This window comes from Microbacterium zouquanmingi (assembly GCF_052266695.1).
Taxonomy (GTDB): domain Bacteria; phylum Actinomycetota; class Actinomycetes; order Actinomycetales; family Microbacteriaceae; genus Microbacterium.
In genome coordinates this window covers 622,891-646,342 of record NZ_JBQPQZ010000001.1, presented here as the reverse complement: position 1 = coordinate 646,342, position 23,452 = coordinate 622,891, and the positions used below count along the sequence as shown (strand labels likewise).

Below are 23,452 nucleotides of genomic sequence, written 5' to 3'. Positions count from 1 at the left end.
GACAGCGGATCACTTCACCCAGGAATCGACGAGGTCCTGGTGCTCCTCGATCCACGTCGCGGCGACTTTCTCCTTCTCCGCGTCCGACTCGACCTCGGTGATCGCCAAGTCGAGTTCCGCGAACTGATCGGGGTCGAGGTAGAACTCGTTCATCCATGCGCTGACCTCGTCGTGACCGGAGGCAAAGGTCTTGGAGGACAGGACCGTGTACGAGTCTGGGTCTCCGAAGGATCCCTCCGGGTCCTCGAGTGCTTTCACCGGATAGCGGGCGAACATCCAGTGGGGCGTCCAGGCCGTGAAGACGATCGGTTCCTTCTTCGAGGTGGCGTCCTCCACAGTGGCGAGCATCGCCGCCGTGCTGCTCTCCGACAGCGTGTAGCCGTCCAAGGCGTAGTCCGGAATCACGTCTTCCATGACGATTCGGTTGACGCCCGTTCCCGCCTCGATGCCGACGATCGTTCCATCGAACTCGTCTGCACGACCTTTCAGGTCCTCGATCGAGTTCACGTCCTCTAGGTAGGTGGGTACAGCGAGAGTGAGGATGGCCGGATCGTTCCATTCGCCAAGGATTTCGTAGTCGTCTCGGTGCTCCTCGAAATAGGAACTGTGCGTCTTCGGCAACCAGCCGAGGAAGAAGAGATCGGCGTCACCGTTGGCGACGGCGAGGAAGGACTGCGCGAGATCGAGCTCGATGATGTCGACGGCATAGCCCTGGTCCTCCAGTAGTTGCTTCCACACGTAGTTCGCTCCGGTTCCGTCGTAGCCGGCGACGGTGGCGATGGTTACAGACGTGTCTTCGGACCCGTCGGAACCGCTTCCCGCGCCGCTGCACGCGCTGAGAGCGAGAGCGGCGCCGACCAGCGACGCTGCGGTCATGACGCGGAAACGGACGGAATTCATCTGCATGAGGGCTCCTCTTCTCGGGCGTGCTCTAAGTATGCACAATCGATATTTCTCGGGTGTAACGATTTCGCATCGAAAACCTCTTCAGCTCACGCCGATGCGCGCGCCGGCGCCGTTCATCGTCAGCAGCCGCTCCCGCGCGGGCACTACCGTCGGGTGCGTGCCGGTCATCCGCTCGATGATCCGGACGACCTGACAGGAATAGCCGTACTCGTTGTCGTACCAGACATAGAGCACGAGCCGGGTGCCATCGGCGATGGTCGCGAGACCGTCGACGATTCCTGCCCGGTGCGACCCGACGAAGTCCGTCGACACGACCTCCGGGGATTCGACGTAGTCGATCTGCTGGCGCAGCTCGGAATGCAGGGACACCTGTCGCAGGTGGTCGTTGACTTCGTCCTTCGTGGTCGGGCGATCGAGTGCGAGGTTCAGGATCGCCAGGCTGACGTCCGGCGTGGGCACGCGGATGCTGGAACCGGTCAGGCGGCCTTCCAGCTGAGGGAGCGCCTTGGCGACAGCTGTCGCGGCACCGGTCTCGGTGATCACCATGTTCATCACTGCGGAGCGGCCACGGCGGTCGCCTTTGTGGAAGTTGTCGATGAGGTTCTGATCGTTCGTGAAGGAGTGCACGGTCTCGACGTGCCCGTGCACCACGCCGAAAGCGTCGTCGATCACCTTGAGCACGGGCGTGATGGCGTTTGTCGTGCATGACGCGGCCGACAGGGTGAGATCCTCGCCCGAGATGGTGGAGTCGTTGATGCCGTGGACGATGTTCTTGACAGGTGTCTTGCCGGGAGCTGTGAGGAGCACGCGGCTCGCGCCGTTGCTCTGGAGATGACGGGACAGCCCGGTCTGGTCTCGCCAGCGACCGGTGTTGTCGACGATGATCGCGTCGCGGATGCCGTACGCGGTGTAGTCGATGGTGGCTGGGTCATCGGCGTAGATCACCTGGATGCGCGTGCCGTTCGCGACGAGGACGTCGTTGTCGCGATCGACGGTCACGGATCCCGAGAAAGGCCCGTGCACGGAATCGCGAGCCAACAGGCTCGCGCGCTTGATCAGGTCGTCCTCCGAACCGCGTCGAACAACGATGGCTCGTAACCGAGGGCCGTGACCGTTGCCCGCCTGACCGATGAGGATCCGCGCCAGCAACCGGCCGATGCGTCCGAACCCGTAGAGGATGACGTCGGTCGAGGTGGCGGACTCTCCGGGTGCGATCAGGTCGGCGCATCGCTGCTGAAGCCGATCGACGCAGCTGCCGTCTCCGATGAGCTCGGCGGCCAGCCGCGCGATGTCGACGGATGCCGGAGCAGGGGCGATCGCGAGAAGGGTCTCGAGCACGGTCTCGAGGGCGTCGAGCGCGATCGTCTCGTGGCCGATCTCGCGCGCGTGATCGACCACGGCCAGAACCCCGGTCGCCGAGAGGTTGACCAGCCGCGCGCCGTGCACGGACGTGATTACGCCGAGGTCGCGGTAGAGGCGGCCGATCAGGGGGAGAAGCCGCTCCGCCTGTTCCTCCCTGACGACCCAGGCCCGGCGGTGGGAGTCGAAATCAGGGGCGGGCTCGAAGGTGAGGGATGTCATGATTCATTCCTGTCGGAGGATGCCGGATCGATCGCGCTCGCATTAGTCAGTTCCGCGCCGCGGGCGGCGCGACGGATGCGGCGCGCGCGAGCCATCCGCCGTCGGCCAAGACGGCGGAACCGGTCATGATCCGAGACGCGTCCGACGCTAGGAAGACCGCGACGTCGGCGATCGACTCCGGTGAGGCCATCCCGAGCGGCTGGGCGGCCGCGACGCTGGAGAGCCACGCCTCACGGCTCGCATAGTGCTGCGCGTGGCGATCAAGCAACGGGGTATCGACGTAGCCAGGGCACAGCGCGTGCACACGGATACCGTCGCCGGCGTAGTCGATGGCCAGCGCCTGGCTCAGCGCGAGCACGGCCGCCTTGCTCACGCTGTAGGCGGAGAACTGTGGCGCGGTCTCGAAGGAGTTGGTCGACGCCCAGTTGACGATTGATCCTCCGCCGCGCGTCCGGAGGGCGGGGAGGGCGGCGCGGCAGACGTTGACGACGCCGTGGAAGTTGACGTCGAGCGTCTCGTCCCAGACGTTCTCGTCGTCGAAGGAACCCTCCGTCGCGATGCCGGCGACGTTGAAGACGATGTCGAGGCCGCCGTACTCGACGACGGCCCGCTCGACGAAAGCGGCGACGTCGTCCTTGCGAGTGACATCGACGCGCATGGCGGTGAAGCCGGCGCCGGTGGGCAGGGTCACCAGGGCATCCGGGTTGCGCCCGCCGGCGATGACGTTCGCTCCGGCGTCGCGGAGCGCCAGGGCCGCTGCCGTGCCCATTCCCGACGTCGCCCCTGTGACGATCGCGGTCTTGCCGGTGAGGTCGTATGTCATATCTGCTTTCCTCTCTTCGAGCGTGCGGATGCCGTCAGGCGAGGCGCTCGGCCGCCTCGACCACGTTGGTCATGAGCAGTGCGACGGTCATCGGACCGACACCGCCCGGGTTCGGGGAGAGGTAGCCGGCGATCTCGGCCACGTCGGGGTGCACGTCGCCGAAGACCAGGCTCTTGCCGGTCTCGGGGTCGGTCTCCCGTGTGACGCCGACGTCGAGCACGGCCGCGCCGGGCTTGACGTCTTCGGCGCGGATGAGGTGCTTGACGCCCGCCGCCGCGACGATGACGTCGGCCTCACGCAGGTAGCGCGGCATGTCGACGGTGCCGGTGTGCGTGAGCGTGACCGTCGCGTTCAGGTCGCGCCGTGTGAGCAGCAGTCCGATCGAGCGGCCGATGGTGACACCGCGGCCGACGACGACCACGTGCTTGCCCTTGAGGTCGTAGCCGCCTCGCAGCAGCAGCTCGATCACACCGCGCGGCGTGCACGGCAGCGGCGTGTGGATCGGTGCGTTCACGTTCAGCACGAGCCGCCCGAGGTTGGTCGGGTGCAGGCCGTCGGCATCCTTCGCGGGGTCGATCCGTTCGAGGATCGCATCCGTGTCGATGTGCTTCGGCAACGGCAGCTGCACGATGTAGCCGTGGCAGGCCGGGTCGGCGTTGAGCTCGTCGATCAGCGCCTCGACGTCGGCCTGCGTGGCGTCGGCGGGCAGCTCGCGCTGGATCGAGTTCATCCCGATCGCCTCGGACTGCCGGTGCTTCATGCCCACATAAAGCTGGGATGCGGGGTCGGCGCCGACGAGCACGGTGGCGATGCCGGGCGTGATCCCCCTGGCCTTCAGCGCGGCGACCCGCTCCGTCAGCTCGGCGCGGATCTCGGCGGCCGCCGACTTGCCGTCGAGTGTTCGTGAAGTCATCCGAGTGCCTCCTCGCACGGAGATGGCGCGAAAGCACCGATCCCCATTGTCAGAAATATCGATTGTGCATATTCTGGCATCAGAGTAACACGCCGGTCCGCGCGCACCCAGTCCGATGTCGATGGGAGTCACGTGCGGACTCAGACAGAGAAGGAGTGAAGATGACGCACCTCGAAGACGCCACGCAGCCCGCGACCGGTCGGCACCTCGCGAAGGCGGTGGACCTCGATGCCCTGAACGCCCAGCGGCTCGCGAGCGCTCGAGCGGGCCTACGCAAGGCCGGTATCGCTGCAGCTCTGCTGTTCGATCCGGCGAACGTCCGGTACGCCACGTGCGACGGTCAATCCGTCGTCTTCAACCTGCACGACTCGTTCCGCTGGGCGCTGGTCTTCGCCGAGGACGAGCCCATTCTCTGGGAGAGCTTCGACGAGATGCGCATCACGCGCAGTCGATGGGCCGGCGACATGAGGCCGGCGCACGGATTCGGGTACTTCGGATCAGGCCCGGGCAGCACCGAGGATGCGAAGATCGCCATGGACGAGGTGTACGCGGAGCTCTCGACCCGAGGTCTGCTCGGCGAGCCGCTCGGCGTCGATCGTGCCAACGCCGTCGTGTTCCTCGAGCTCCAGCGTCGAGGCATCACCATCGTGAACGCCTCTCCCGCGATGGAGACGGCACGCGCCGTCAAGACGCCCCTCGAACTCGACATCCATCGGGACAATGCTCGACTCGTCGACATCGCAGTGGACGCTTTTCTCCCCGCACTGGTTCCCGGGCGCACCGAGAACGAGCTGTGGGCGGAACTGGCGCGTCAGACGTTCGCACACGGTGCGCTGTACGCCGAGGCGCGGCTTCTGACATCGGGCCCCAGGACGAATCCCTGGATGCAAGAGGCCTCCGATCGGATCGTGCAGAACGGCGAGATCGTCGGGTTCGACACCGACCTCGTCGGCCCCTACGGCTACCTCACCGACATCTCGAGGTCGTACCTGGTCGGAGACATCGCCCCGACGGCCGAGCAGCGCGACGTGTATCAGGCGTCCTACCACTTTGTCCACGAGAGCATCCCGGAGTTCACGGCGGGCCGCAGCTTCCAGGAGCTGGGAGAGCTTCTCGGGGCGCGCATGCCTCAGGAGTACCGGTCACAGAGGTACCCCTTCATCGCGCACGGGTGCGGTGCGGTCGATGAGTTCCCGGTCGTCGTGCTCGGAGACAACCACGAGGGCGTGCTCGAAGCGGGGATGGTGCTGAGCGTGGAGGGCTACATGGGTCGCGTCGGCGGGGCCTTCGGAGTCAAGTACGAGGAGCAGATCATCGTGACCGACGGCGCACCCGAACTCATCTCGTTCGCGCCGGCCGATGAGAGACTGCTCGCGCCCTGATCGCGTTCACGCAGGAAGCGGCCCCCGGAGTTCAGATTCCGGGGGCCGCTTCGTCGGTCAGTGGGTCAGGCAGCCGATGAGGTGGCGCCTGCGCGATCGCTCTGCGCGGCCGTGGCCTCGCTGACGGTGGGGTTGCGCAGAGTGCCGAGTCCTTCGATGGTGACGGCCATGACGTCGCCGTCGACGAGCCAGCGCTGCTGCTGCTGCTCGAAGACCACACCGGCGGGAGTGCCGGTCGCGATGATGTCGCCCGGTTCGAGCGTCATGACCTCGCTGATGAACTCGATCGTCTGGGCGACGGAGAACACCATGCTGGCAGTCGTGTCGCTCTGCTTGACGTCATCGTTGAGCTTCGTCGTGAGCTGGAGGTTCTGCGGATCCGGGATGAGAGCCGCCGGAACGAGACCCGGTCCCATCGGCGCGAAAGTGTCGACGCCCTTGCCGTGCGTCCACTGGCTCGTCGCCAGCTGCAGATCGCGGGCGGAGACGTCGTTGAAGACGGCGTAGCCAGCCACGTAGTCCAGAGCATCCTCGCGGGAGACGTGCTTGGTGCGACGACCGATCACGACAGCCAGTTCGCCCTCATAGTCGACCTTGTCGTCGGAGCGGGGGAGGATGACATCGGCGTCGGCGCCCACGAGGCCATTCTGGAACTTCGCGAAGAAGACGGGAACGGGAGGCACGTCGAAGCCGGCGCCGTCGGCGTGCGCCTTGTAGTTCAGGCCCAGGCAGAGGATCTTGCTCGGACGCAGCACCGGTGGGCCGAGCTCGACATCCGCGAGCGAGACGGTGCTTCCGCCACTGCCGGTCACGCGGGAGACGAGCTCGTCAATGCCGGCGTCGTTCGCGAGAACGGCGGCGGCGATCACGTCGCCGTCGATACCCGCGACATCGGCGATCGGCCACACGGCGCCGTCGTGGACGAAGCCCGGCGAGAACTCGTCCCCGGCGCTTGTGCGCCAGGTCACGAGCGAGTGCTCGGCAACCTCCGTGGTGTACTCGGATGTCATGATGTTCTCCCTAATCAGTGGTGAGGATGGATGTGGCGGCCGCGTCGATGCGATCGGGGCGGAATCTGGCGAGGCTCTCCTCGTCGTGACCATGGAGGGTCTCGGAGACCACGAGGTCGGCGAGAGCCGGTGCGATCGTGACGGCGGCATGTGCCAGCGCCACGTAGCACCCGTCGAGGCCGAAGGGGCGTCCGACGATCGGGGAGCCGTCGACGGGCATGGCGCGGGCTGTCACACGTGCCCGCTCCATGCGCGTGGAGCGCAGCGCGGGGACGAACTCGGCTGAGCGCTCCAGGAGCTCGCGGGCGATCCGGTCGGCGACGCCGGGGTCGACATCGAGCCCTCCCTGTGCTCCGACCTGGTAGTCCTCGGTCGGCGACCACACCATCGTGCGGCCTCCGTTGTGCGGGCGGTAGCTGATGTCATCGACCGACGCGACCTGCCGCACGGAACCCTCGACGGGCTCGGTGACGACCAGCAGTCCCGGAACGGGCGTGCCGGCGGCCTCGTCGATCGCGACGAAGCGCGAATCCTCACCGGTGAGACGCAAGATCTCGTCGGTCCAGCGCCCGCCGCAGACGATCAGCTCATCGCTGTCGAGTCGGGCGCCGGAGGCGAGGCGCACGCCCGTGACCGTCGCTCCCGTGCGGTGGATCTCGACGACGGCGTCGTTCGTGCGGAACTGCACCCCGCCATGCGTGGCGCGGTCAGCGAAGTCGCGCGTCATCGCGGGAGCATCCACCCAGCCTTCGCCCGGGAAGTGATAGATGCGCTCCGACGCGAAGCTGGCGAACGCGGGTTCCACAGCGGTCGCGTCTCCGACGAGACGCTCGGCCGGGTAGCCCATGGCGGCCAGACGCTCGACATGCACATCCTGTGCGGCGAAGTCGTCGCCCGTCCGCGCGACGTTCAACGTTCCCACGTTGTGCCACCAGGGCGCATTGCCCTCCCGGCCCATGCGTTCGTAGGCGCGCATTCCGGCCCAGCGCAGATCGAAGTAGTTCCAATAGCCCGAGTAGCTGGCGTTCGCCTGAGAGAACGTAATGCCGGTCGTGCCGCCGGCGACTTTCCCCGCGTCCACCACAGTCACCGAAGCCCCCGCGGCGGCGAGCCTCTCGGCGACCATGACGCCGACGATGCCGGCTCCGACGACGATCGCCCTGCGTGGCGCAGTGCTCACTTGTCGGCTCCGAGGAAGCTGGTGTCGTCGATGGCGAGGGCGAGGGAGAGGACGGCGGCGAAGTAGCCGTAGTGGCGCATGCCTTCGTAGATGCCGACGGCGGTGTGGCTGAAGATCGATCCGACGTCGCGGCCGGGGTCGACGCTGTGCTTCCAGGTGGAGAGGTTCGCGAAGTGGACTTCCATGTAGGGGGCGCCGGTGTCGGTGAGGGCGTCGCGGGTGGCCTGGCCGAAGTAGGTGAGGCCGGCGGGGTTGATGAGGAAGCCGTCCACGGTGCCGGTGGTCTCGTGGATGAAGTGGAGGATCTCCCCTTCGATGTCGGACTGGAAGTGCACGATCTCGACGTTGATGTCGGCGGCGAACTCGTCGACCATCGCGTTGAGCGCGTCGAGGGAGGTCACCGGGCCGAACAGGCCGGGGTTGCGCTTTCCGAGCTGACCCATGTTGGGTCCGTTCACGAACGCGAACTTCAGGGTGCGGGCCGATTCACGCAGGGCCATCGGGTACTCCTTCGTCAGATGAGTGGAACAACACCACAAGAATATGCACAATCGATATTTTCTACAATGCCTTCCGGGGCGATGAAGGCGTATGCAAGGTCAGGAGGGCGGTGCGACCGACGCGGACCGGGCGGCTTGCCCGCCGTCGGTCATGACGGCGGAGCCGGTCATGATGCGGGAGGCGTCCGAGCCCAGGAAGACGACCACGTCCGCGACCGACTCGGGGGTTCCCAGTCCGAGCGGCTGGATCGCCGATACGACCTGGTGCCAAGCGGCCTGGCTCGGATACGTGCGTGCGACCCGGTCCATCATCGGCGTGGCCGTGTGCCCAGGACATACGGTGTTGGCCCGGATGCCGTCGGCGGCGAACTCGACGGCCAGCGACTGGCTGAGCATGTGCACCGCCGCCTTGCTGATCGAGTAGGCGGAGAGTTCCGGTGTAGCGACGAAGGAGTTGATCGAACCCCAGTTGATGATGGATCCTCCTCCGGCTCGCTTGAGGGCGGGAATCGCTGCGCGGCACATGTTGACCGTGCCGTTGAGATTGATGTTCATTGTGCGCTGCCACACAACATCGACGCCGCCGAACGGCTCTTCGAGGCAGATGCCGGCCGCATTGGCGAGGATGTCGAGAGCCCCGTACGTGCTCTCCGCGAGATCGACCGCCGCAGCTGCGCCGACGATGTCGGTCACGTCGCAAATCGTGGTGATCAGCCGGGGGCTCTCGGGGAGTGTTGCCAGTCCGGCTTCGGTGACATCGGCGGCGACGACGGCTGCTCCGGCATCCAGCATTGCCACGACCGTCGCACGGCCCATGCCGGACGCCGCTCCGGTTATGAGCGCGGTCTTGCCTTCGAGAATGAGTGCGGCCATCGGTTTCTCCTCCGTGAAGTGTGTTAACGCGAGAATATGCACAATCGATATTGTGTGGCAAGTGCTCTCTCGCTAGCGTCGTCTCTCGGTGGCTCTCTCCTGAGTCGCCGCACCGATCGGAAGGCAACATCATGACAATCGAAGAATCGGTCCTCGCCGTTCGCGCATACGACCAGCTGGCCATGCAGCAGACGCTATCGAACTACGGGTGGGGGTTCGATGAGGATGATTTCGAAATGCTCGCCGACACCTTCACCTCGGATGCCACGTCCGGTGGGCGGGTCGTCGGCGCCGATCAGAAGTGGGGTCCCTCGACCGGCCGCGATGCGATTGTCGCCGAACTCCGGGCATCGCGAGCCGCCAAGAATGCCCAAGGCCGACACACTCTCCACACCTTCCGCTTCGAGGATCAGACGACCATCTCAGCGATCATGCACTGCTATGTGCTGATCACCTCCGCCCAGCCGAGCGGGATGGTTATCTCCAGTGCCGGGTGGTACCGCGCGGATATGATCAAAGAAGAGGACGGCCGCTGGCGCATGTCGAAGCTGGACGCTCAGCTCGACTGCACGTTCCTGTGATCCCTGCGCTGGTGTTCCCGTGAGCAGTCAAGGCTCTTGACGAGAATATCGATTGTGCATATTGTTGATCGCCAAGACACATCGGTACTACGGGTGGAGATGGACGCCGGCTCTGCCGGACGCCAACCCGACCCCACTATCAGTAGGAGCCCTGATGCAACGACGTACGCGGACTCGACGAGAAGGCAGATCTTCATCGCGACAGCCCGGGGTGGGTGAATTCTGATGTCGGCGATCGAGGCGAGCGGCGCCTACAAGATCTTCGGTAAGAAGGCGGATGCCGCGGTCGGACGAATCGAGGCGGGAGCGACGCGCGAGGAGCTGCGAGACGAGGGGATTACCGCTGCGGTGATCGACGCCTCGTTCACCGTGCAGGAGGGCGAGGTCTTCGTCGTCATGGGGTTGTCCGGCTCGGGCAAGTCCACTCTGATCCGCATGGTCAACGGTCTCGTCGACCCCACAGCGGGTTCCCTGAAGGTCTACGGCGAAGACGTCGTCGGAATGAAGGGGCAGCCCCTGCGGCGCATGCGTCGCGAGAAGGTCAGCATGGTCTTCCAGCACTTCGCCCTTTTCCCGCATCGAACCGTCGGGGAGAACGCGGCGTACGGTCTGAAGGTGCAGGGGCTGAACAAGGATGAGCGTCAGGTCCGCGCGAACGAGGCTCTGAAGATGGTGGGCCTCGGCGGCTGGGAGTCCTCCATGCCCGGGCAGCTGTCCGGAGGCATGCGCCAACGCGTGGGCCTCGCTCGAGCGCTGGCGACGGGGACGAACATCATGCTGATGGACGAGTCGTTCAGCGCGCTCGACCCCCTCATCAAGCGCGAGATGCAGGACCAACTCATCGAGCTGCAGCAGAAACTCGACAAGACCATCCTCTTCATCACGCACGACCTCAATGAGGCCATGCGCCTCGGCGATCGGATCGCCATGATGCGCGACGGCCGCATCGACCAGATCGGCACGGCAGAAGAGATCCTCAACGCCCCCGCGAGTGACTACGTGCGGCAATTCGTGCGCGACGTCGATCGTGCCCGCGTCCTGACCGCAGGGCAGGTCATGACACCGACAGGCGACGAGGGCGGGAGCGGCGACGACATGCACACCGTGTCGGCGACATCGCGGCTCAGTGATCTCTTCGACCTCAGTGCGAGTACGGAGGGAGCCCTCACCGTCGTCGACGAGGGGGGGAACCGCGTGGGAGAGCTCACCCACACGTCCGTGATCGCCGCGCTCAGTCAGACCGGTGCGATTCCCGTGGTGCGCTCGTCGCGCTGGCGCCGCAATAAGCGCACCGATCAGACGACTCCCGCAGACCTGCCGGAGCCGATCTCGCAGAAAGGCGTGTGAGCCATGATCTCCGCGGACATCTCCATTCCCCGCATCCCGGTCGGTGACATGTTCGAGGGCCTGTTCGACTGGCTCAACGACAACCTAGGCGCGGCCTTCGACACGATCAGCGATCTCATCGGAGGCATCCTCGACGGCTTCATCGCCGTGCTCACCGGTCCGGACGCTCTCATCCTCGCCCTGCTCTTCGGGCTAATCGCTCTCGCGACACGCGGATGGAAGTTCTCGATCCTCGGCTTCGTCGGCTTACTGCTCATCATCAGCATGGGCCAGTGGGACGCCTCGATGCAGACCCTGGCTCTCGTTCTGGTGGCCGCGCTCGTCGCGATCCTGATCTCCGTGCCTCTCGGCATCCTCGCCGCCCGCAGTCGCACCGCGAGTGCGATCATTCGTCCGATCCTCGACTTCATGCAGACGATGCCGGGATTCGTCTGGCTCGTGCCCGTCGTCACGCTGTTCGGCATCGGAATCGTGCCCGGCGTCGTCGCTACCATCATCTTCGCGCTGCCACCCGGTGTGCGCTTGACCGAGCTTGGTCTGCGATCGGTGGATTCGGAGGTCGTCGAAGCTTCGGAGGCGTTCGGAGCCACGCCCCGGCAGACGCTCTTCGGCGTGCAGCTGCCCCTCGCGACACCGGCGATCATGGCCGGTGTGAATCAGGTGATCATGATGTCCCTGTCGATGGCGGTCATTGCCGGCCTCGTCGGCGCCGGTGGCCTCGGTGGACAGGTCACCTCCGCCATCGCCACGCTGAACATCGGACTCGGCTTCGAGGCGGGCCTGTCTGTCGTGATCCTCGCGATCTATCTCGATCGCGTCACCGCGTCGTTCGGAGCGGGAACGAGTCTTTCGAAGTCGAAGTTCTGGCGCCGCGCGATCGCGAAGCGGGAGACGCTCGCATCGACGGAGGCGTCGGACGCCACGGCGACCGCGGCCAAGTTCGAGAAAGTCGGCGGATAGGGCGAACCCGACCTATCCGAATTCAATGAAGGAGAAGAGATGAGCACCACCTCGCGCAAGTTCACCGCGCTCGCCGTCGCCGGCGTTGCCGCACTCGTGCTCGCCGGCTGCAGCGGCCCAGCCGATGACAGCGGCTCGGGCGACGGCGAGGGCGACAAGTCCATCACCCTGGGAGTCGTGTCGGGCTGGAACGACATGACCGACATCGCGAACCTGTACAAGTACGTCCTGGAGCAGGAGGGGTACACGGTCGACATCAAGGAGCTCAGCGAGATCGCCACCATGTACGTCGCCGCCAGCGAGGGCGACGTGGATGTCTTCTCTACGTCGCCGTCGACGATCCACAAGCAGTACTGGGACGAGTACAAGGACGATCTCGAGATCGTCGGCTCGTACTATGAGGATGCATCTATCTATCTGGCCGTGCCCGACTACATGACGGACGTGCAGTCGATCGAGGACCTCTCCGCAGCGGCCGGAGAGCTCAACGGCACGATCACCAGCATCGAGCCGGGAGCAGGCGTGGTGTCGACCGCGAAGGACGTGACTCTTCCCGCCTACGGCCTCGAGTCGACCTACCAGGTGCAGACGTCGTCGACCGCCGCGATGCTCGCGGCACTTAAGGAGGCGCACGACGCGGAGAAGCCGATCGTGGTGACCGCCTGGTCGCCGTGGTGGGCGAACTCGACGTTCGACCTGCGCAAGCTGGAGGACCCGGAGAAGGCATACGGTGATCCCTACACTCTCGACATGGTCGCGACGAAGGGCTTCGCCGACTCCCACCCTGAGGTCGCGGCGATGATGAAGGACCTCGTGCTGGACGAGGACCAGTTCAACACCCTCGACAACGCCGTTTATCAGGAGTTCGAGGCCGGCCAGGAGCAGGAGGCTGTCGCATCCTGGCTCGAGGAGAACCCGGAGATCCTCACGCAGATGGAAGCGGCGCTCAAGGGCTGACGCATCTGACTGAAGGACCCGGTCCCGCATCCTGCGGGGTCGGGTCCTTCTCTATTGCGGGTCCGTCCGCGGGCGGGTCCTGAGCAACCAGGGGATGATCGCACCGGCAGTGACTGCGGCCAACAGGACATAGAGTCCATCGAAACCGAGCCAGGGCACGAGAGCTCCTGCGAGCAGGGGGCCGATGCCGATGCCCGCGTCACCGACGAGATAGAAGGTCGACGTCGCCAACGCCGCCCGATGCGGTGGGGAGGCCGAGAACACCGCGGCGTGCACCGAGGGGAAGAGTGCGCCGAAGCCGACTCCGACGAGACCGGCCGAGAGGATCAGGGTGACCGTCGTCATCGGCAGCGCCAGCACTGCCAGTCCGGCCGCGAGCGAAGCCAGCAGCGGCGGCACGATCACCCGTTCACCGAGACGATCGAGCGCCTTCCCGATGACGAGGCGAGCGATGATCGCGACGACCGCGTAAGCGGCGAAGTAGACGCCGGCCGGTTCCGCCGCGCCCTGAGCCGCTGCCTGCACGTTGAGGAAGGCGAGCACGGTCGACAGGCCGATGGCTGCGACGAAGACGATGAGCGAACGGGAGGCCGCGGGGCCGTCTACGAGGGTCAGCGGGCTCCACCGTCGCGCGAGGCGCCGCTGCTCCTCGGTCGGAGCATGCTCCCGGATGCGGAGCGCGAGCGCGATGACCAGCCCGATCGCTGCGAAGACGGAATTCGCCGCGAAGAGCGCGGAGTATCCGATTGCATGGATCAGCACGTTGCCCGACGCGGCTCCGACGGCGGACGCGAGCACCGGAGCAAGCCCGAAATAGCCGGCTCCTTCGCCGCGTCGGTGAGCGGGGACCAATGTGAGCGCGATCGTGGAGACGGCCGTGCTGGCCAGACCGAAAGCCGCGCCGTGCAGTGCTCTCAGGAGTACGAGTATCCACAGTTCGCCGACCTGCCCGCAGAGCAACGGCAGGACGATGCACGCGCCGAGGCCGCACAGCAGTGCTCGCCGGCGGCCGATGGTGTCGAGGAGCTTCCCGCTGACGAGCCGTCCCGTGACCGCACCGATCATGAAGGCGCCGGCTACGGTGCCCGCAGCGGCGTCGGACGCGTCGAACCGGTCGATCGCGTAGAGCGCCGTCGTCGTGACCAATTCGTAGAAGATGGCCGCGACGAAAAGATTGAGAACCGTGGCCAGCACGTAGTCACGCGTCCACAACGGCTCTCCCGCGGTCATACGGTGCGCTGCGAGACGTCCACTCTGGTCGCCCGCGCCAAGGCGGCGCGCACCGTCGCCTCATCTGCGGGAGCGGCGCGGGCCGTCATCTCATCCTCGACGGAGGCATCTTCGAGGTAGATCTTCGTGTATGCCGCGGCCTCCGGCTCGAATCGCCAACTGTCGGCGAGTCGACCGGTGTGCAGGCCGTCGAAACCCAGACGGTCGAGCAGGTCGATCGCCTCGATCGCCGCCGAGGCGCTGTCGCTCGCCACGGGGAGCGTGGTCCGCTCGGGGGATCCGTTGGGTCGGGCCAGTTGGGGGATGTGCGGTGCGTTGATGTTGCTGAAGGCCTTGACGACATGCGCGTCCGGATAGGAGCGCTGTACCAGCTCGCTCGCGGCGATGCCGTTCGCGTCGAGCTCGGCGATGCGTCCGTCGCGATATGGATAGTAGTTCGTCGGGTCGATCAGCGTCTTGCTGCGCAGGTGTGCGGAGTCGATCGCGTCATGCTCGGTGAACGGGATGGCGAGGACGACGATATCCTGCGCCGAGGCCTCTTCGACCGACCCCGCCGTGGCGCCCGAGCCGAGCTCGTCGATGAGCGGGCCGAGCGTGTGGGGGCCGCGTGAATTGGCCACGACAATGGGGACCCCGGCCGCGACGGCCAGCCGTGCGACAGCGCTGCCGATCTGGCCTGTGCCGATGATTCCGAGAGTGGTCATAGCTGTTCTCCGTTCGTTCGTGCGATGTTAGATCGTGGACGGTGAGCCGAATTCGCGCATCGCATCCAGCAGCCATTCGACGGTGAACTCCGAGAAAGACGCCCGCGGCATGATCCGGTAGGTCATCTCGGCGGTGCGCCACAGGATGACGGCGACCCCGCCGACCTCGGTCGGCACGGCCGCGCCGACAGCGAAGAATCTCGGATGCAGATCGAGTCCACAGCCCTTGCGCAGCACGGAGACGGCATGTCTCCCGATCAGCTCGAACGTGGTGCGGTTCGCTGACAGGTCCACGATCTGACCGGGATCGGCTCCGAGCGCTGCGAGCAGGTCGAGCTCGAGAGTGCCGCCCGCCTCGCGGTGGTGCTCGGGAGATGCGACCACGAGGAACTCCTGCGGCCCGAGCCAGAGCACGCTCACGCTGCCCGCCTCAGACGTCTCGCCGCTGTGTTCCGGGAGTGACGCGGCGACGGCGGCGATGCGCTCTGCGGCTGCCGAGCGCGGCGTGACGCGTACGCCGATCATGGTCAGGAACGGCTCTTCGCGCACTTCCACGACACCGGGCACGGAGCCGGCATCGAGGGCTACAGCGAGGTGTCCCGCGGGACTGATCCGAGCGGTCGCTGCGGCGGGGGAGCGGGTGGACTCAACCATCTTTGCGGCTGCCTTCCGGGTCGAACAGTACGGTCTCTCCGAGGACGACGTCGACCAGGCGGTCGCCGACCACAGCCGACAGCGTCTCGCCGATTCGCTCCCTGCCGCTCTTCACCAGGGCGAGCCCGAAGGATCGTCCCAGCGCGGCGGACAGGTAGCTCGAGGTGACGAATCCGTCCATCGGTATCGAACCCGTCGAGGCATCGATGTTGGCACCCTGCGCGACGAGCTGACTGCCTTCGGGGACGACGACGTCAGGATCGACGGGAAGCACGCTGATGAGGTGGTGGCGGTCGGTGCGCGCGGTGTCGGCGCGGGAGTACGAGCGCTTCCCGATGAAGTCCTTAGTCTTCGAGACGATCCATTCCATTCCCGCGTCCTGGGGCGTGACCGTGCCGTCGGTGTCCTGCCCGACGATCGGGTAGCCCTTCTCGGCGCGAAGCACGTGCAGTGCCTCCGTGCCGTACGGGGTGATGCCATACTGGGCGCCTGCTTCGGCGATCGCTTCCCAGGTGCGCAGCCCGTGCCACGTGGGGACGTTGACCTCGTAGGCCAGCTCGCCGGAGAACGAGATGCGGCAGATGCGCGCCTGCACTCCCGTCGACAGGGTCGTCTCGCGGAACGTCATGAACGGGAACGACTCCGCGCTCATCCCCCCGTCCGCGGCCAGCTCGGGGGCTATTGCCGAGATGACGTCGCGCGAACGAGGTCCCACGACGGCGATGGTGCTCCACTGCTCCGTCACGGACGTGAGGTGCACGTCGAGGTCGGGCCATTCCGTCTGCAGCCACCCCTCGAGCCATTCCATGACTCCTGCCGCCCCGCCGGTGGTGGTGGTCATGAGGTAGCGATCGTCGTCGAGGCGCAGCGTGACGCCGTCATCGAAGATCATGCCGTCCGCTCGGCACATGACGCCGTAGCGCGCGGAACCGGGGGCCAGCTTTTTGAAGGCGTTGGTGTAAACGCGGTTGAGGAACTCTCCCGCATCCGTCCCGCGTACCTCGATCTTGCCGAGCGTACTGGCGTCCTGGAACCCGACCGAGGTGCGAACCGCGATGCACTCGCGCTGCACCGCGTCGTGAATGCTCTCTCCCCCTCGGGGGAAGTACCAGGGACGTTTCCACTGGCCCACGTCCTCGAAGCGCGCGCCGTGCTCGACATGCCACGGGTGGATCGATGTCACTCGAGCGGGGTCGAACAGCGTTCCGCGCTGTCGCCCGGCGAGTGCCGCGAAGGCGACGGGCGTGTACGGGGCACGGTAGGTCGTCGTTCCGATGTCGCCGATGCCGCGCAGTTCGCCGTCGATCCGACGGAGAGCAGCAGCGATGACGCCGATCACGGCGACACCAGAGGTACGGCCCTGGTCGTTGGCGGTGCTGATCGACGTGTAGCGCTTCACGTGCTCGACGGAGCGCATACCGGCGCCTGTCGCCCGAAGCACATCGGCGACCGACTGGTCTCGCTGCAGATCCACGTAATGCTCGTGCCATTCTCCGGGCTCGCCGTCGCCGGGAACGACCCAGAGCTGGCGCGTCGGTGCGATGGCGCGGGGAGCAGGGAGTTCGAGCTCGGCGGCCTCCGCGCCGCGCGCCGCGTCGGCAGCGAACGCGCCGGCACGGGTGCCCTCATCGATGCAGTCGACGAGCGCGAAGCTGCCTCGGGCGCTCCCGATCACATGCTGACCACGCACGGTCGGCACGGGCCGGAAGGCGGCGAGCTCGTCGTCCCAGGTGATCTTTCCCTGTCGTTGGCTGTGCAGATGGATGACGGGGCTCCATCCGCCGGACACGGCGAGAACGTCGCAATCGATCCGGTCGATCTCGCCGATGAGCTCGCCGTCTCCGTCGACCCTTTGCACGGTGACGCGGGCGAGGCGTCCATCTGCGTCGGCGGTGGTGTCGGTGACAGCGGAGCCCAGCGTGACGCTCATGCCCTGTTCGAGCGCGGCGGTGGCGACGCGCGACGGATGTTCGCGTGCGTCGACGACCTGCACGGAGAGGCCAGCAGCGTGGAGGTCGGACGCGAGAGCATAGGCGCTGTCGTTCGTGGTGGCGACGACGAAGGTCTCACCGGCGGCGACCGCGTAGCGGTTGAGGTAGGTTCTCACCGCCGACGCGAGCATGATCCCCGGCCGATCATTGTTCTGGAAGACGAGAGGACGCTCGTGGGCGCCGGGCGCGAGCACGACCTGCCGTGCGCGGATGTGCCAGACACGCTGGCGGGAGATGCCGTCCGGCGTGGCTTCCGAGAGGTGATCGGTGCGGTTCTCCACCGCGACGATGTAGTTGGAATCGAAGGAGCCGAACGCGGTCGTCCGGAGCAGCACGGTGCACTCTGGTGCGGCGGCCAGTTCGGAGGCGACTTTCGCCGCCCATTGCACGGCCGGCAGGCCGTCGATCGTGTCGCCGCTGCCGGGGCGTGCGGACGAAGCCAGCAGGCTGCCGCCGAGCTCGCGCTGGTCGTCGATGAGGATGACGCGCTCGCCACGTGTGATCGCCTCGCGCGCGGCTGCGAGGCCTGCGGGGCCGCCGCCGATGACGAGGACCTCTGTGTGCGCCGTCACCTTGTCGTATTCGGCGCCGTCGGGCGAGGGATCGAGGCGTCCGAGTCCCTCCAGGAGTTCGATTTCCATGCCGTCGACGAGTTCGACCGTCGTTGCGGGAAGCATGGACTCAGATGCGTGGCCTGTTCTGCGCGACGCGATGCGGATGAGTGCGTTCGCCTCTTCGACGCCCGCCGCCATGATCCCGCGCGGGCGCGACTCGTACAGCGACGAGCCGACCCGTGCTCGCCCGTTGGCGAGGAGGGCGGATGCGACCGTGTCTCCCTCGAGGCCGGCGAGTTCCTCGCCGTTCACGTGGAAACGGATCGAGGCGGTGCGATCGATACGCCCGCCGGATGGAAGACGGTTCGGCTGCGAGGTCATCGGTTCTCCTCCTGCCGAGAGATGTCGGCGAGCGCGTCGGTGGTGCCGGTCGGATCGGGGGCTGCGGAGCCCACCGCTGTGCTGTCGGGTGCCGTGCTCGCCGTTCCGGTCTCGGCCGTGGCCGTCGGCGAGGTCCGATGCGGACGCTGCGTGCCGACAGGGTAAGCATCCAAGATCTCGTAGGTGACGGTGTCGCGGGTGACGTTGAACCACTGACGACACCCCGTGCGGTGCAGCCAGCGCTCGTCGAACAGACCCTTGGGATTGTCCCGGTAGAACAGGTACTGCGCCCACTCGGCGTCGGACAGTTCATCGGGATTCTCGGGGTAAGGGACACCGGCCTGGCCGCCGTAGTGGAACTCGGTCTCGTCGCGCGGACCGCAGTAAATGCAGGGGATCAGCAGCATGGCGTCTCTTTCTGTCGCGGGTTCCGACTAGTGCGCGACGCCGGCTGCGCCGTGCTCGTCAATCAGGTCGCCGGTCTCGAAGCGGGAGAGGCTGAAGGGGGCGTTGATGGGGTGCGGGGCGCCGGTTGCTATCGTGTGGGCGAAGGTCTGACCCGCCGACGGGGTGGCCTTGAAACCGCCGGTTCCCCATCCGCAGTTGACGTACATGTTCTCCACCGGAGTCAGGCCGATGATGGGGGAGGCGTCCAGCGTGACGTCCACCACACCTCCCCACGTTCGCAGAACGTGCGCGCGCGCGAAGACCGGGAACAACTCGACGACCGCGGCCATCTGATGCTCGATCACATGGAACGATCCGCGTTGGCCGTAGCCGTTGTATCCATCGAGGCCGGCGCCCATCACGAGCTCGCCCTTATGCGCCTGCGAGACGTACACGTGCACGTGGTTCGACATGACGACGGTCGGGTGCACGGGCTCGTGCAGCTCGGAGACCAGGGCCTGGAGCGGACGGGACTGGATGGGGAGGCGGAAGCCCGCACGTTCCGCGACGACGGAGCTGTGGCCTGCGGCAGAGAGCCCGACCTTGTCGGTGTGGATGGTGCCGCGGGTGGTCTCGACGCCGACGACCCGGTCGCCGCTTTTGAGGAAACCGGTGACCTCGCAGTTCTGGATGATGTCCACGCCCAGCTGGTCGCACTTGCGTGCGAACGCCCACGCCACATGATCGTGCTTCGCGATACCGGCTCGCGCCTGGTACGTCGCGCCCATGACGGGATAGCGGATGTCATCGCTGACGTTGATGATCGGACAGGCTTCTTTCACCTGCGCCGTATCGAGCCATTCGGCATCCACGCCGTTGAGCGTGTTGGCGCCGACGCGTCGCATTCCCTCGCGCACGTCGCCGAGGGCGTGCGCGAGGCTGACCACGCCGCGCTGACTGAAGAGGAAGTCGTAGTCGAGCTCCTCCGGCAGCGTCTCCCACAGCTTGAGGCCGTGGTCGAAGATCGCCGCCGTCTCATCGCGCAGATAGTTGGAGCGGATGATCGCAGTGTTGCGGGCCATGTTGCCGCCGGCCAACCATCCCTTCTCGAGCACCGCGATGTTCGTCATGCCGTGCTCGTGGGCGAGGTAGTACGCGGTGGCGAGACCGTGCCCGCCTCCGCCGACGATCACGGCGTCGTACGACGACTTGGGGTCGGGGTTGCGCCAGAGGAAGTCCGGGTGCTCGGGGAGTGCCTGGGTGCTCATCGCAGCTCGCATTCGTGTTGGGCGAGGATCGGCGGAGGGCGGCCGGGTGTGGCCGCCCACCGCCCCGGACCGGCGGTTCTCGATTACTTGTCGGCTCCGAGGAAGCTGGTGTCGTCGATGGCGAGGGCGAGGGAGAGTACGGCGGCGAAGTAGCCGTAGTGGCGCATGCCTTCGTAGATGCCGACGGCGGTGTGGCTGAAGATCGAGCCGACGTCGCGGCCGGGGTCGACGCTGTGCTTCCAGGTGGAGAGGTTCGCGAAGTGGACTTCCATGTAGGGGGCGCCGGTGTCGGTGAGGGCGTCGCGGGTGGCCTGGCCGAAGTAGGTGAGGCCGGCGGGGTTGATGAGGAACCCGTCCACGGTGCCGGTGGTCTCGTGGATGAAGTGGAGGATCTCCCCTTCGATGTCGGATTGGAAGTGCACGATCTCGACGTTGATGTCGGCGGCGAACTCGTCGACCATCGCGTTGAGCGCGTCGAGGGAGGTCACCGGGCCGAACAGGCCGGGGTTGCGCTTTCCGAGCTGACCCATGTTGGGTCCGTTCACGAACGCGAACTTCAGGGTGCGGGCCGATTCACGTAGGGCCATCGGGTACTCCTTCGTCAGATATGGTCGAACAACATCACCAGAATATGCACAATCGATATTTATCGCAAGGTTGGCGAACCGGGGTTGCCAAGAATATCGATTGTGCATATTCTTCGAGAACATCCCCGATCGTCGACTGCGCGGTCGGAACTGCCACAACGAGACCGGACAGGGAGATATCGATGGATTCTGGGCGGCGCGTCGTCATCATCGGAGCGGGAATAGTCGGGACCAACCTCGCCGACGAGCTGGTCTCGCGAGGCTGGAACGACATCACGGTTCTCGACCAAGGGCCGTTGAACCTGCCAGGCGGGTCCAGCTCTCACGCACCGGGTGGTGTCTTCCAGACGAATTCCTCGCGCACCATGACGCTGTTCGCGAAGTACACCGTCGAGAAGCTCCTCTCGCTCGAAGAAGACGGCGTCAGCTGCTTCAAGCAGAACGGCGGACTCGAGGTCGCCACCACGGAAGAGCGTCTCGTGGATCTTCACCGACGAGCCGGATGGGCGAGGTCATGGGGTCTCGACGCGCGCGTGCTGACGCCGGAAGAGTGCGTGGAGGTGTACCCGCTGCTCGACCAGAATGTCGTGCTGGGGGGTTATCACGTGCCCTCGGACGGCATCGCGGACTCGCCGCGGGCTGTGCAGCTGCTCATCAAGCGCACCACCGAGGCGGGCGTCGTCTACCGCGGCAACACCACGGTGACCGGCATCGAACGGGAGGGCGGTCGAGTCACCGGAGTCCGCATCGCGGACGATTCGGTGATCCCTGCCGACATCGTCGTCTCCTGCGCCGGCTTCTGGGGTCCCAAGGTCGGGGCCCTGGCTGAGACTCCCATCCCGCTGCTCCCGATGGCACACCAGTACGTCAAGACGACGGCGATTCCCGAGCAGGCGGGCCGCAACGACGGCCCGAACGGCGCCACGCTCCCGATGCTCCGCCATCAGGACAAGGACATGTACTTCCGCGAGCACGGCGATCGGATCGGCGCGGGCTACTACGGCCACCGGCCGATGCCCGTCGACCTCCAAGACCTCGTGGACTACGACCCCGAGGAGATGGACGAGTACACGATGCCGTCACGGCTCGAGTTCACTCCCGAGGACTTCGCACCCGCGTGGGAGGCGGCGCAGGACCTGATGCCGTCGCTGCGCGGGAGCGAGATCGAAGAGGGCTTCAACGGCATCTTCTCGTTCACGCCCGACGGCGGCTCGCTGCTCGGGGAGTCACGAGACCTCGACGGCTTCTTCATCGCCGAGGCTGTCTGGGTCACCCATTCCGCCGGCGTCGCCCGCGCGATGGCTGAGCTCCTCACCGACGGGCGCTCCTCGATCGACCTCGCGGACTGCGACATCAACCGGTTCGAGAAGATCCAGCTCACTCCCACCTACGTGAAGGAGACCTCGACGCAGAACTACGTCGAGGTGTACGACATCCTGCACCCGCTCCAGCCGAAGGCCGCACCGCGCAACCTGCGCGTGAGCCCCTTCCACGCCCGCCAGAAGGAGCTCGGCGCTTTCTTCCTCGAATCCGGCGGGTGGGAGCGCCCGCACTGGTTCGACGCGAACGCCGACCTGGTCGCCCAGATGCCGTTCGAGTGGCGTCCGCCGACGCGCGACCCCTGGTCGGCGATGTTCACGTCGCCCATCGCCGCTGCCGAAGCATGGAAGACGCGCACAGCGGTGGCGATGTACGACATGACCCCGCTCAAGCGACTGGAGGTCTCGGGGCCGGGAGCGCTCACGCTTCTGCAGGAACTGACCACGGGTGACCTCGCCAAGAAGCCCGGGGCCGTGACCTACACCCTCGTGCTCGATGAGCAGGGCGGCATCCGCAGCGACATCACGGTCGCTCGTCTGGAGGACGACCTCTTCCAGCTGGGCGTGAACAACAGCGTGGACACCGCCTACTTCACTCGCGCTGCCCGCCACCAGACGGCGCGGGATGCCCGGGAATGGGTGCAGGTCCGTGACATCACCGGCGGGACGGCGTGCATCGGTCTCTGGGGTCCCCTCGCGCGAGACCTCATCTCGACAATCAGCGACGACGACTTCACGAACGAGGGCGGTCTGCGCTATTTCCGAGCGAAGAACGTCATCGTTGGGGGCATTCCGGTCACAGCCCTGCGTGTCTCCTATGTCGGCGAACTCGGATGGGAGCTCTACACGAGCGCCGACGTCGCCCAGCGGCTCTGGGACGTGCTCTGGGAAGCCGGGCAGCCATTCGGCGTCATCGCGGCGGGACGGGCGGCCTTCAACTCGCTGCGCATCGAGAAGGGCTATCGGCTCTGGGGTACGGACATGACGACCGAGTACGACCCCTACGAGGCCGGAGTGTCCTTCGCCGTAAAGTCGGCGAAGGAGTCCTTCAACGGCAAAGCAGCGCTGGAAGGGCGGACCGAGGAGAACTCCGGCCGCCGTCTGCGTTGCCTCACGATCGATGACGGACGAACCGTCGTGCTCGGCAAGGAGCCGGTCTACGACGGTGAGACAGTGGTCGGCTACGTGACCAGCGCCACCTACGGCTACACGGTTCGCGCCCCGATCGCGTACGCCTACCTGCCGACCTCGATCGATGTCGGCGGATCCGTCGACATCGAGTATTTCGGCCGCCGCGTGTCCGCCACACTCACCGCCGAACCGCTGTTCGACCCGACGATGAGCCGTCTGCGGTCCTGACCTCC

General features: G+C 66.2%; 21 protein-coding genes. 6 read left to right on the top strand and 15 right to left on the bottom strand.

All coding sequences use genetic code 11. From position 1 onward, the window contains the following. Positions 1 to 9: 9 nt before the first annotated feature. From ACTU6U_RS02960 to ACTU6U_RS02945, 4 genes are all read right to left on the bottom strand, one after another. Entirely contained in the window at positions 10 to 906 is an 897-nt protein-coding gene (locus ACTU6U_RS02960; protein WP_443467658.1) for a glycine betaine ABC transporter substrate-binding protein, read from the bottom strand. An 81-nt stretch (positions 907 to 987) separates the two neighbouring features. Continuing rightward, a complete protein-coding gene (locus ACTU6U_RS02955) occupies positions 988 to 2,487 on the bottom strand; it encodes a glyceraldehyde-3-phosphate dehydrogenase (protein ID WP_443467657.1) in 1,500 nt (499 codons plus the stop codon). A gap of 46 nt (positions 2,488 to 2,533) precedes the next feature. Continuing rightward, the gene (locus ACTU6U_RS02950) at positions 2,534 to 3,310 is read right to left on the bottom strand and encodes an SDR family NAD(P)-dependent oxidoreductase (RefSeq protein WP_443467656.1); all 777 of its coding nucleotides are present in this window, start codon (positions 3,308 to 3,310) and stop codon (positions 2,534 to 2,536) included. A gap of 34 nt (positions 3,311 to 3,344) precedes the next feature. Then, a complete protein-coding gene (locus tag ACTU6U_RS02945) occupies positions 3,345 to 4,223 on the bottom strand; it encodes a bifunctional methylenetetrahydrofolate dehydrogenase/methenyltetrahydrofolate cyclohydrolase (RefSeq protein ID WP_443467655.1) in 879 nt (292 codons plus the stop codon). Between the two features lie 161 nt (positions 4,224 to 4,384). Between ACTU6U_RS02945 and ACTU6U_RS02940 the strand changes: the two genes are divergently transcribed. Next, on the top strand, positions 4,385 to 5,605 hold the full coding sequence (locus tag ACTU6U_RS02940) for a M24 family metallopeptidase (RefSeq protein ID WP_443467654.1): 1,221 nt from the start codon (positions 4,385 to 4,387) through the stop codon (positions 5,603 to 5,605). Between the two features lie 65 nt (positions 5,606 to 5,670). Here the strand turns inward: ACTU6U_RS02940 and ACTU6U_RS02935 are convergent, their stop codons facing one another. The 4 genes from ACTU6U_RS02935 to ACTU6U_RS02920 all read right to left on the bottom strand — a co-directional run bounded on the left by ACTU6U_RS02935 (position 5,671) and on the right by ACTU6U_RS02920 (position 9,168). Next, positions 5,671 to 6,615, bottom strand: coding sequence for a fumarylacetoacetate hydrolase family protein (locus tag ACTU6U_RS02935; RefSeq protein ID WP_443467653.1), 945 nt, complete (start codon positions 6,613 to 6,615; stop codon positions 5,671 to 5,673). A gap of 10 nt (positions 6,616 to 6,625) precedes the next feature. Further along, complete coding sequence (locus ACTU6U_RS02930; protein WP_443467652.1) at positions 6,626 to 7,795, bottom strand: NAD(P)/FAD-dependent oxidoreductase; 1,170 nt, start codon at positions 7,793 to 7,795, stop codon at positions 6,626 to 6,628. Next, positions 7,792 to 8,295 (bottom strand): type II 3-dehydroquinate dehydratase, encoded by a 504-nt coding sequence (locus ACTU6U_RS02925; protein ID WP_443467640.1) that lies wholly within the window; start codon positions 8,293 to 8,295, stop codon positions 7,792 to 7,794. Before ACTU6U_RS02925 ends, ACTU6U_RS02930 begins: the two co-directional genes overlap by 4 nt. Before the next feature lie 99 nt (positions 8,296 to 8,394). Next, entirely contained in the window at positions 8,395 to 9,168 is a 774-nt protein-coding gene (locus ACTU6U_RS02920; RefSeq protein WP_443467651.1) for an SDR family NAD(P)-dependent oxidoreductase, read from the bottom strand. Positions 9,169 to 9,299: 131 nt separating this feature from the next. Here ACTU6U_RS02920 and ACTU6U_RS02915 point away from each other — a divergent pair, with 131 nt between their 5' ends. The 4 genes from ACTU6U_RS02915 (at position 9,300) to ACTU6U_RS02900 (ending at position 13,013) form a co-directional block, all read left to right on the top strand. Continuing rightward, the gene (locus tag ACTU6U_RS02915) at positions 9,300 to 9,749 is read left to right on the top strand and encodes a nuclear transport factor 2 family protein (RefSeq protein ID WP_443467650.1); all 450 of its coding nucleotides are present in this window, start codon (positions 9,300 to 9,302) and stop codon (positions 9,747 to 9,749) included. Between the two features lie 225 nt (positions 9,750 to 9,974). After that, a complete protein-coding gene (locus ACTU6U_RS02910; protein WP_443467649.1) occupies positions 9,975 to 11,096 on the top strand; it encodes a quaternary amine ABC transporter ATP-binding protein in 1,122 nt (373 codons plus the stop codon). Positions 11,097 to 11,099: 3 nt separating this feature from the next. Beyond that, positions 11,100 to 12,056: an ABC transporter permease gene (locus ACTU6U_RS02905; protein ID WP_443467648.1), complete on the top strand. Its 957-nt coding sequence runs from the start codon at positions 11,100 to 11,102 to the stop codon at positions 12,054 to 12,056. A 39-nt stretch (positions 12,057 to 12,095) separates the two neighbouring features. Then, positions 12,096 to 13,013 carry a glycine betaine ABC transporter substrate-binding protein gene (locus tag ACTU6U_RS02900; RefSeq protein WP_443467647.1) on the top strand — a complete coding sequence of 306 codons (918 nt, stop codon included), beginning with the start codon at positions 12,096 to 12,098 and terminating at the stop codon, positions 13,011 to 13,013. A gap of 51 nt (positions 13,014 to 13,064) precedes the next feature. On the opposite strand, the gene ACTU6U_RS02895 is transcribed toward ACTU6U_RS02900, so the two are convergent. The 7 genes from ACTU6U_RS02895 to ACTU6U_RS02865 all read right to left on the bottom strand — a co-directional run bounded on the left by ACTU6U_RS02895 (position 13,065) and on the right by ACTU6U_RS02865 (position 20,769). Then, the gene (locus ACTU6U_RS02895) at positions 13,065 to 14,243 is read right to left on the bottom strand and encodes an MFS transporter (RefSeq protein WP_443467646.1); all 1,179 of its coding nucleotides are present in this window, start codon (positions 14,241 to 14,243) and stop codon (positions 13,065 to 13,067) included. Continuing rightward, on the bottom strand, positions 14,240 to 14,947 hold the full coding sequence (locus ACTU6U_RS02890) for an NADPH-dependent F420 reductase (RefSeq protein ID WP_443467645.1): 708 nt from the start codon (positions 14,945 to 14,947) through the stop codon (positions 14,240 to 14,242). The genes ACTU6U_RS02895 and ACTU6U_RS02890 overlap by 4 nt, the downstream gene beginning before the upstream one ends. Before the next feature lie 27 nt (positions 14,948 to 14,974). Continuing rightward, complete coding sequence (locus ACTU6U_RS02885) at positions 14,975 to 15,601, bottom strand: sarcosine oxidase subunit gamma (protein ID WP_443467644.1); 627 nt, start codon at positions 15,599 to 15,601, stop codon at positions 14,975 to 14,977. Continuing rightward, positions 15,594 to 18,527 carry a 2Fe-2S iron-sulfur cluster-binding protein gene (locus ACTU6U_RS02880; RefSeq protein WP_443467643.1) on the bottom strand — a complete coding sequence of 978 codons (2,934 nt, stop codon included), beginning with the start codon at positions 18,525 to 18,527 and terminating at the stop codon, positions 15,594 to 15,596. Before ACTU6U_RS02880 ends, ACTU6U_RS02885 begins: the two co-directional genes overlap by 8 nt. Next, positions 18,524 to 18,934, bottom strand: a complete 411-nt coding sequence (locus tag ACTU6U_RS02875) for a sarcosine oxidase subunit delta (protein ID WP_443467642.1) — start codon at positions 18,932 to 18,934, stop codon at positions 18,524 to 18,526. Before ACTU6U_RS02875 ends, ACTU6U_RS02880 begins: the two co-directional genes overlap by 4 nt. A gap of 27 nt (positions 18,935 to 18,961) precedes the next feature. Then, complete coding sequence (locus ACTU6U_RS02870) at positions 18,962 to 20,182, bottom strand: sarcosine oxidase subunit beta family protein (protein WP_443467641.1); 1,221 nt, start codon at positions 20,180 to 20,182, stop codon at positions 18,962 to 18,964. A gap of 83 nt (positions 20,183 to 20,265) precedes the next feature. Beyond that, on the bottom strand, positions 20,266 to 20,769 hold the full coding sequence (locus ACTU6U_RS02865) for a type II 3-dehydroquinate dehydratase (protein ID WP_443467640.1): 504 nt from the start codon (positions 20,767 to 20,769) through the stop codon (positions 20,266 to 20,268). Between the two features lie 182 nt (positions 20,770 to 20,951). On the opposite strand from ACTU6U_RS02865, the gene ACTU6U_RS02860 reads away from it, so the two are divergent. Continuing rightward, positions 20,952 to 23,447 (top strand): GcvT family protein, encoded by a 2,496-nt coding sequence (locus ACTU6U_RS02860; protein ID WP_443467639.1) that lies wholly within the window; start codon positions 20,952 to 20,954, stop codon positions 23,445 to 23,447. Positions 23,448 to 23,452: the final 5 nt, after the last annotated feature.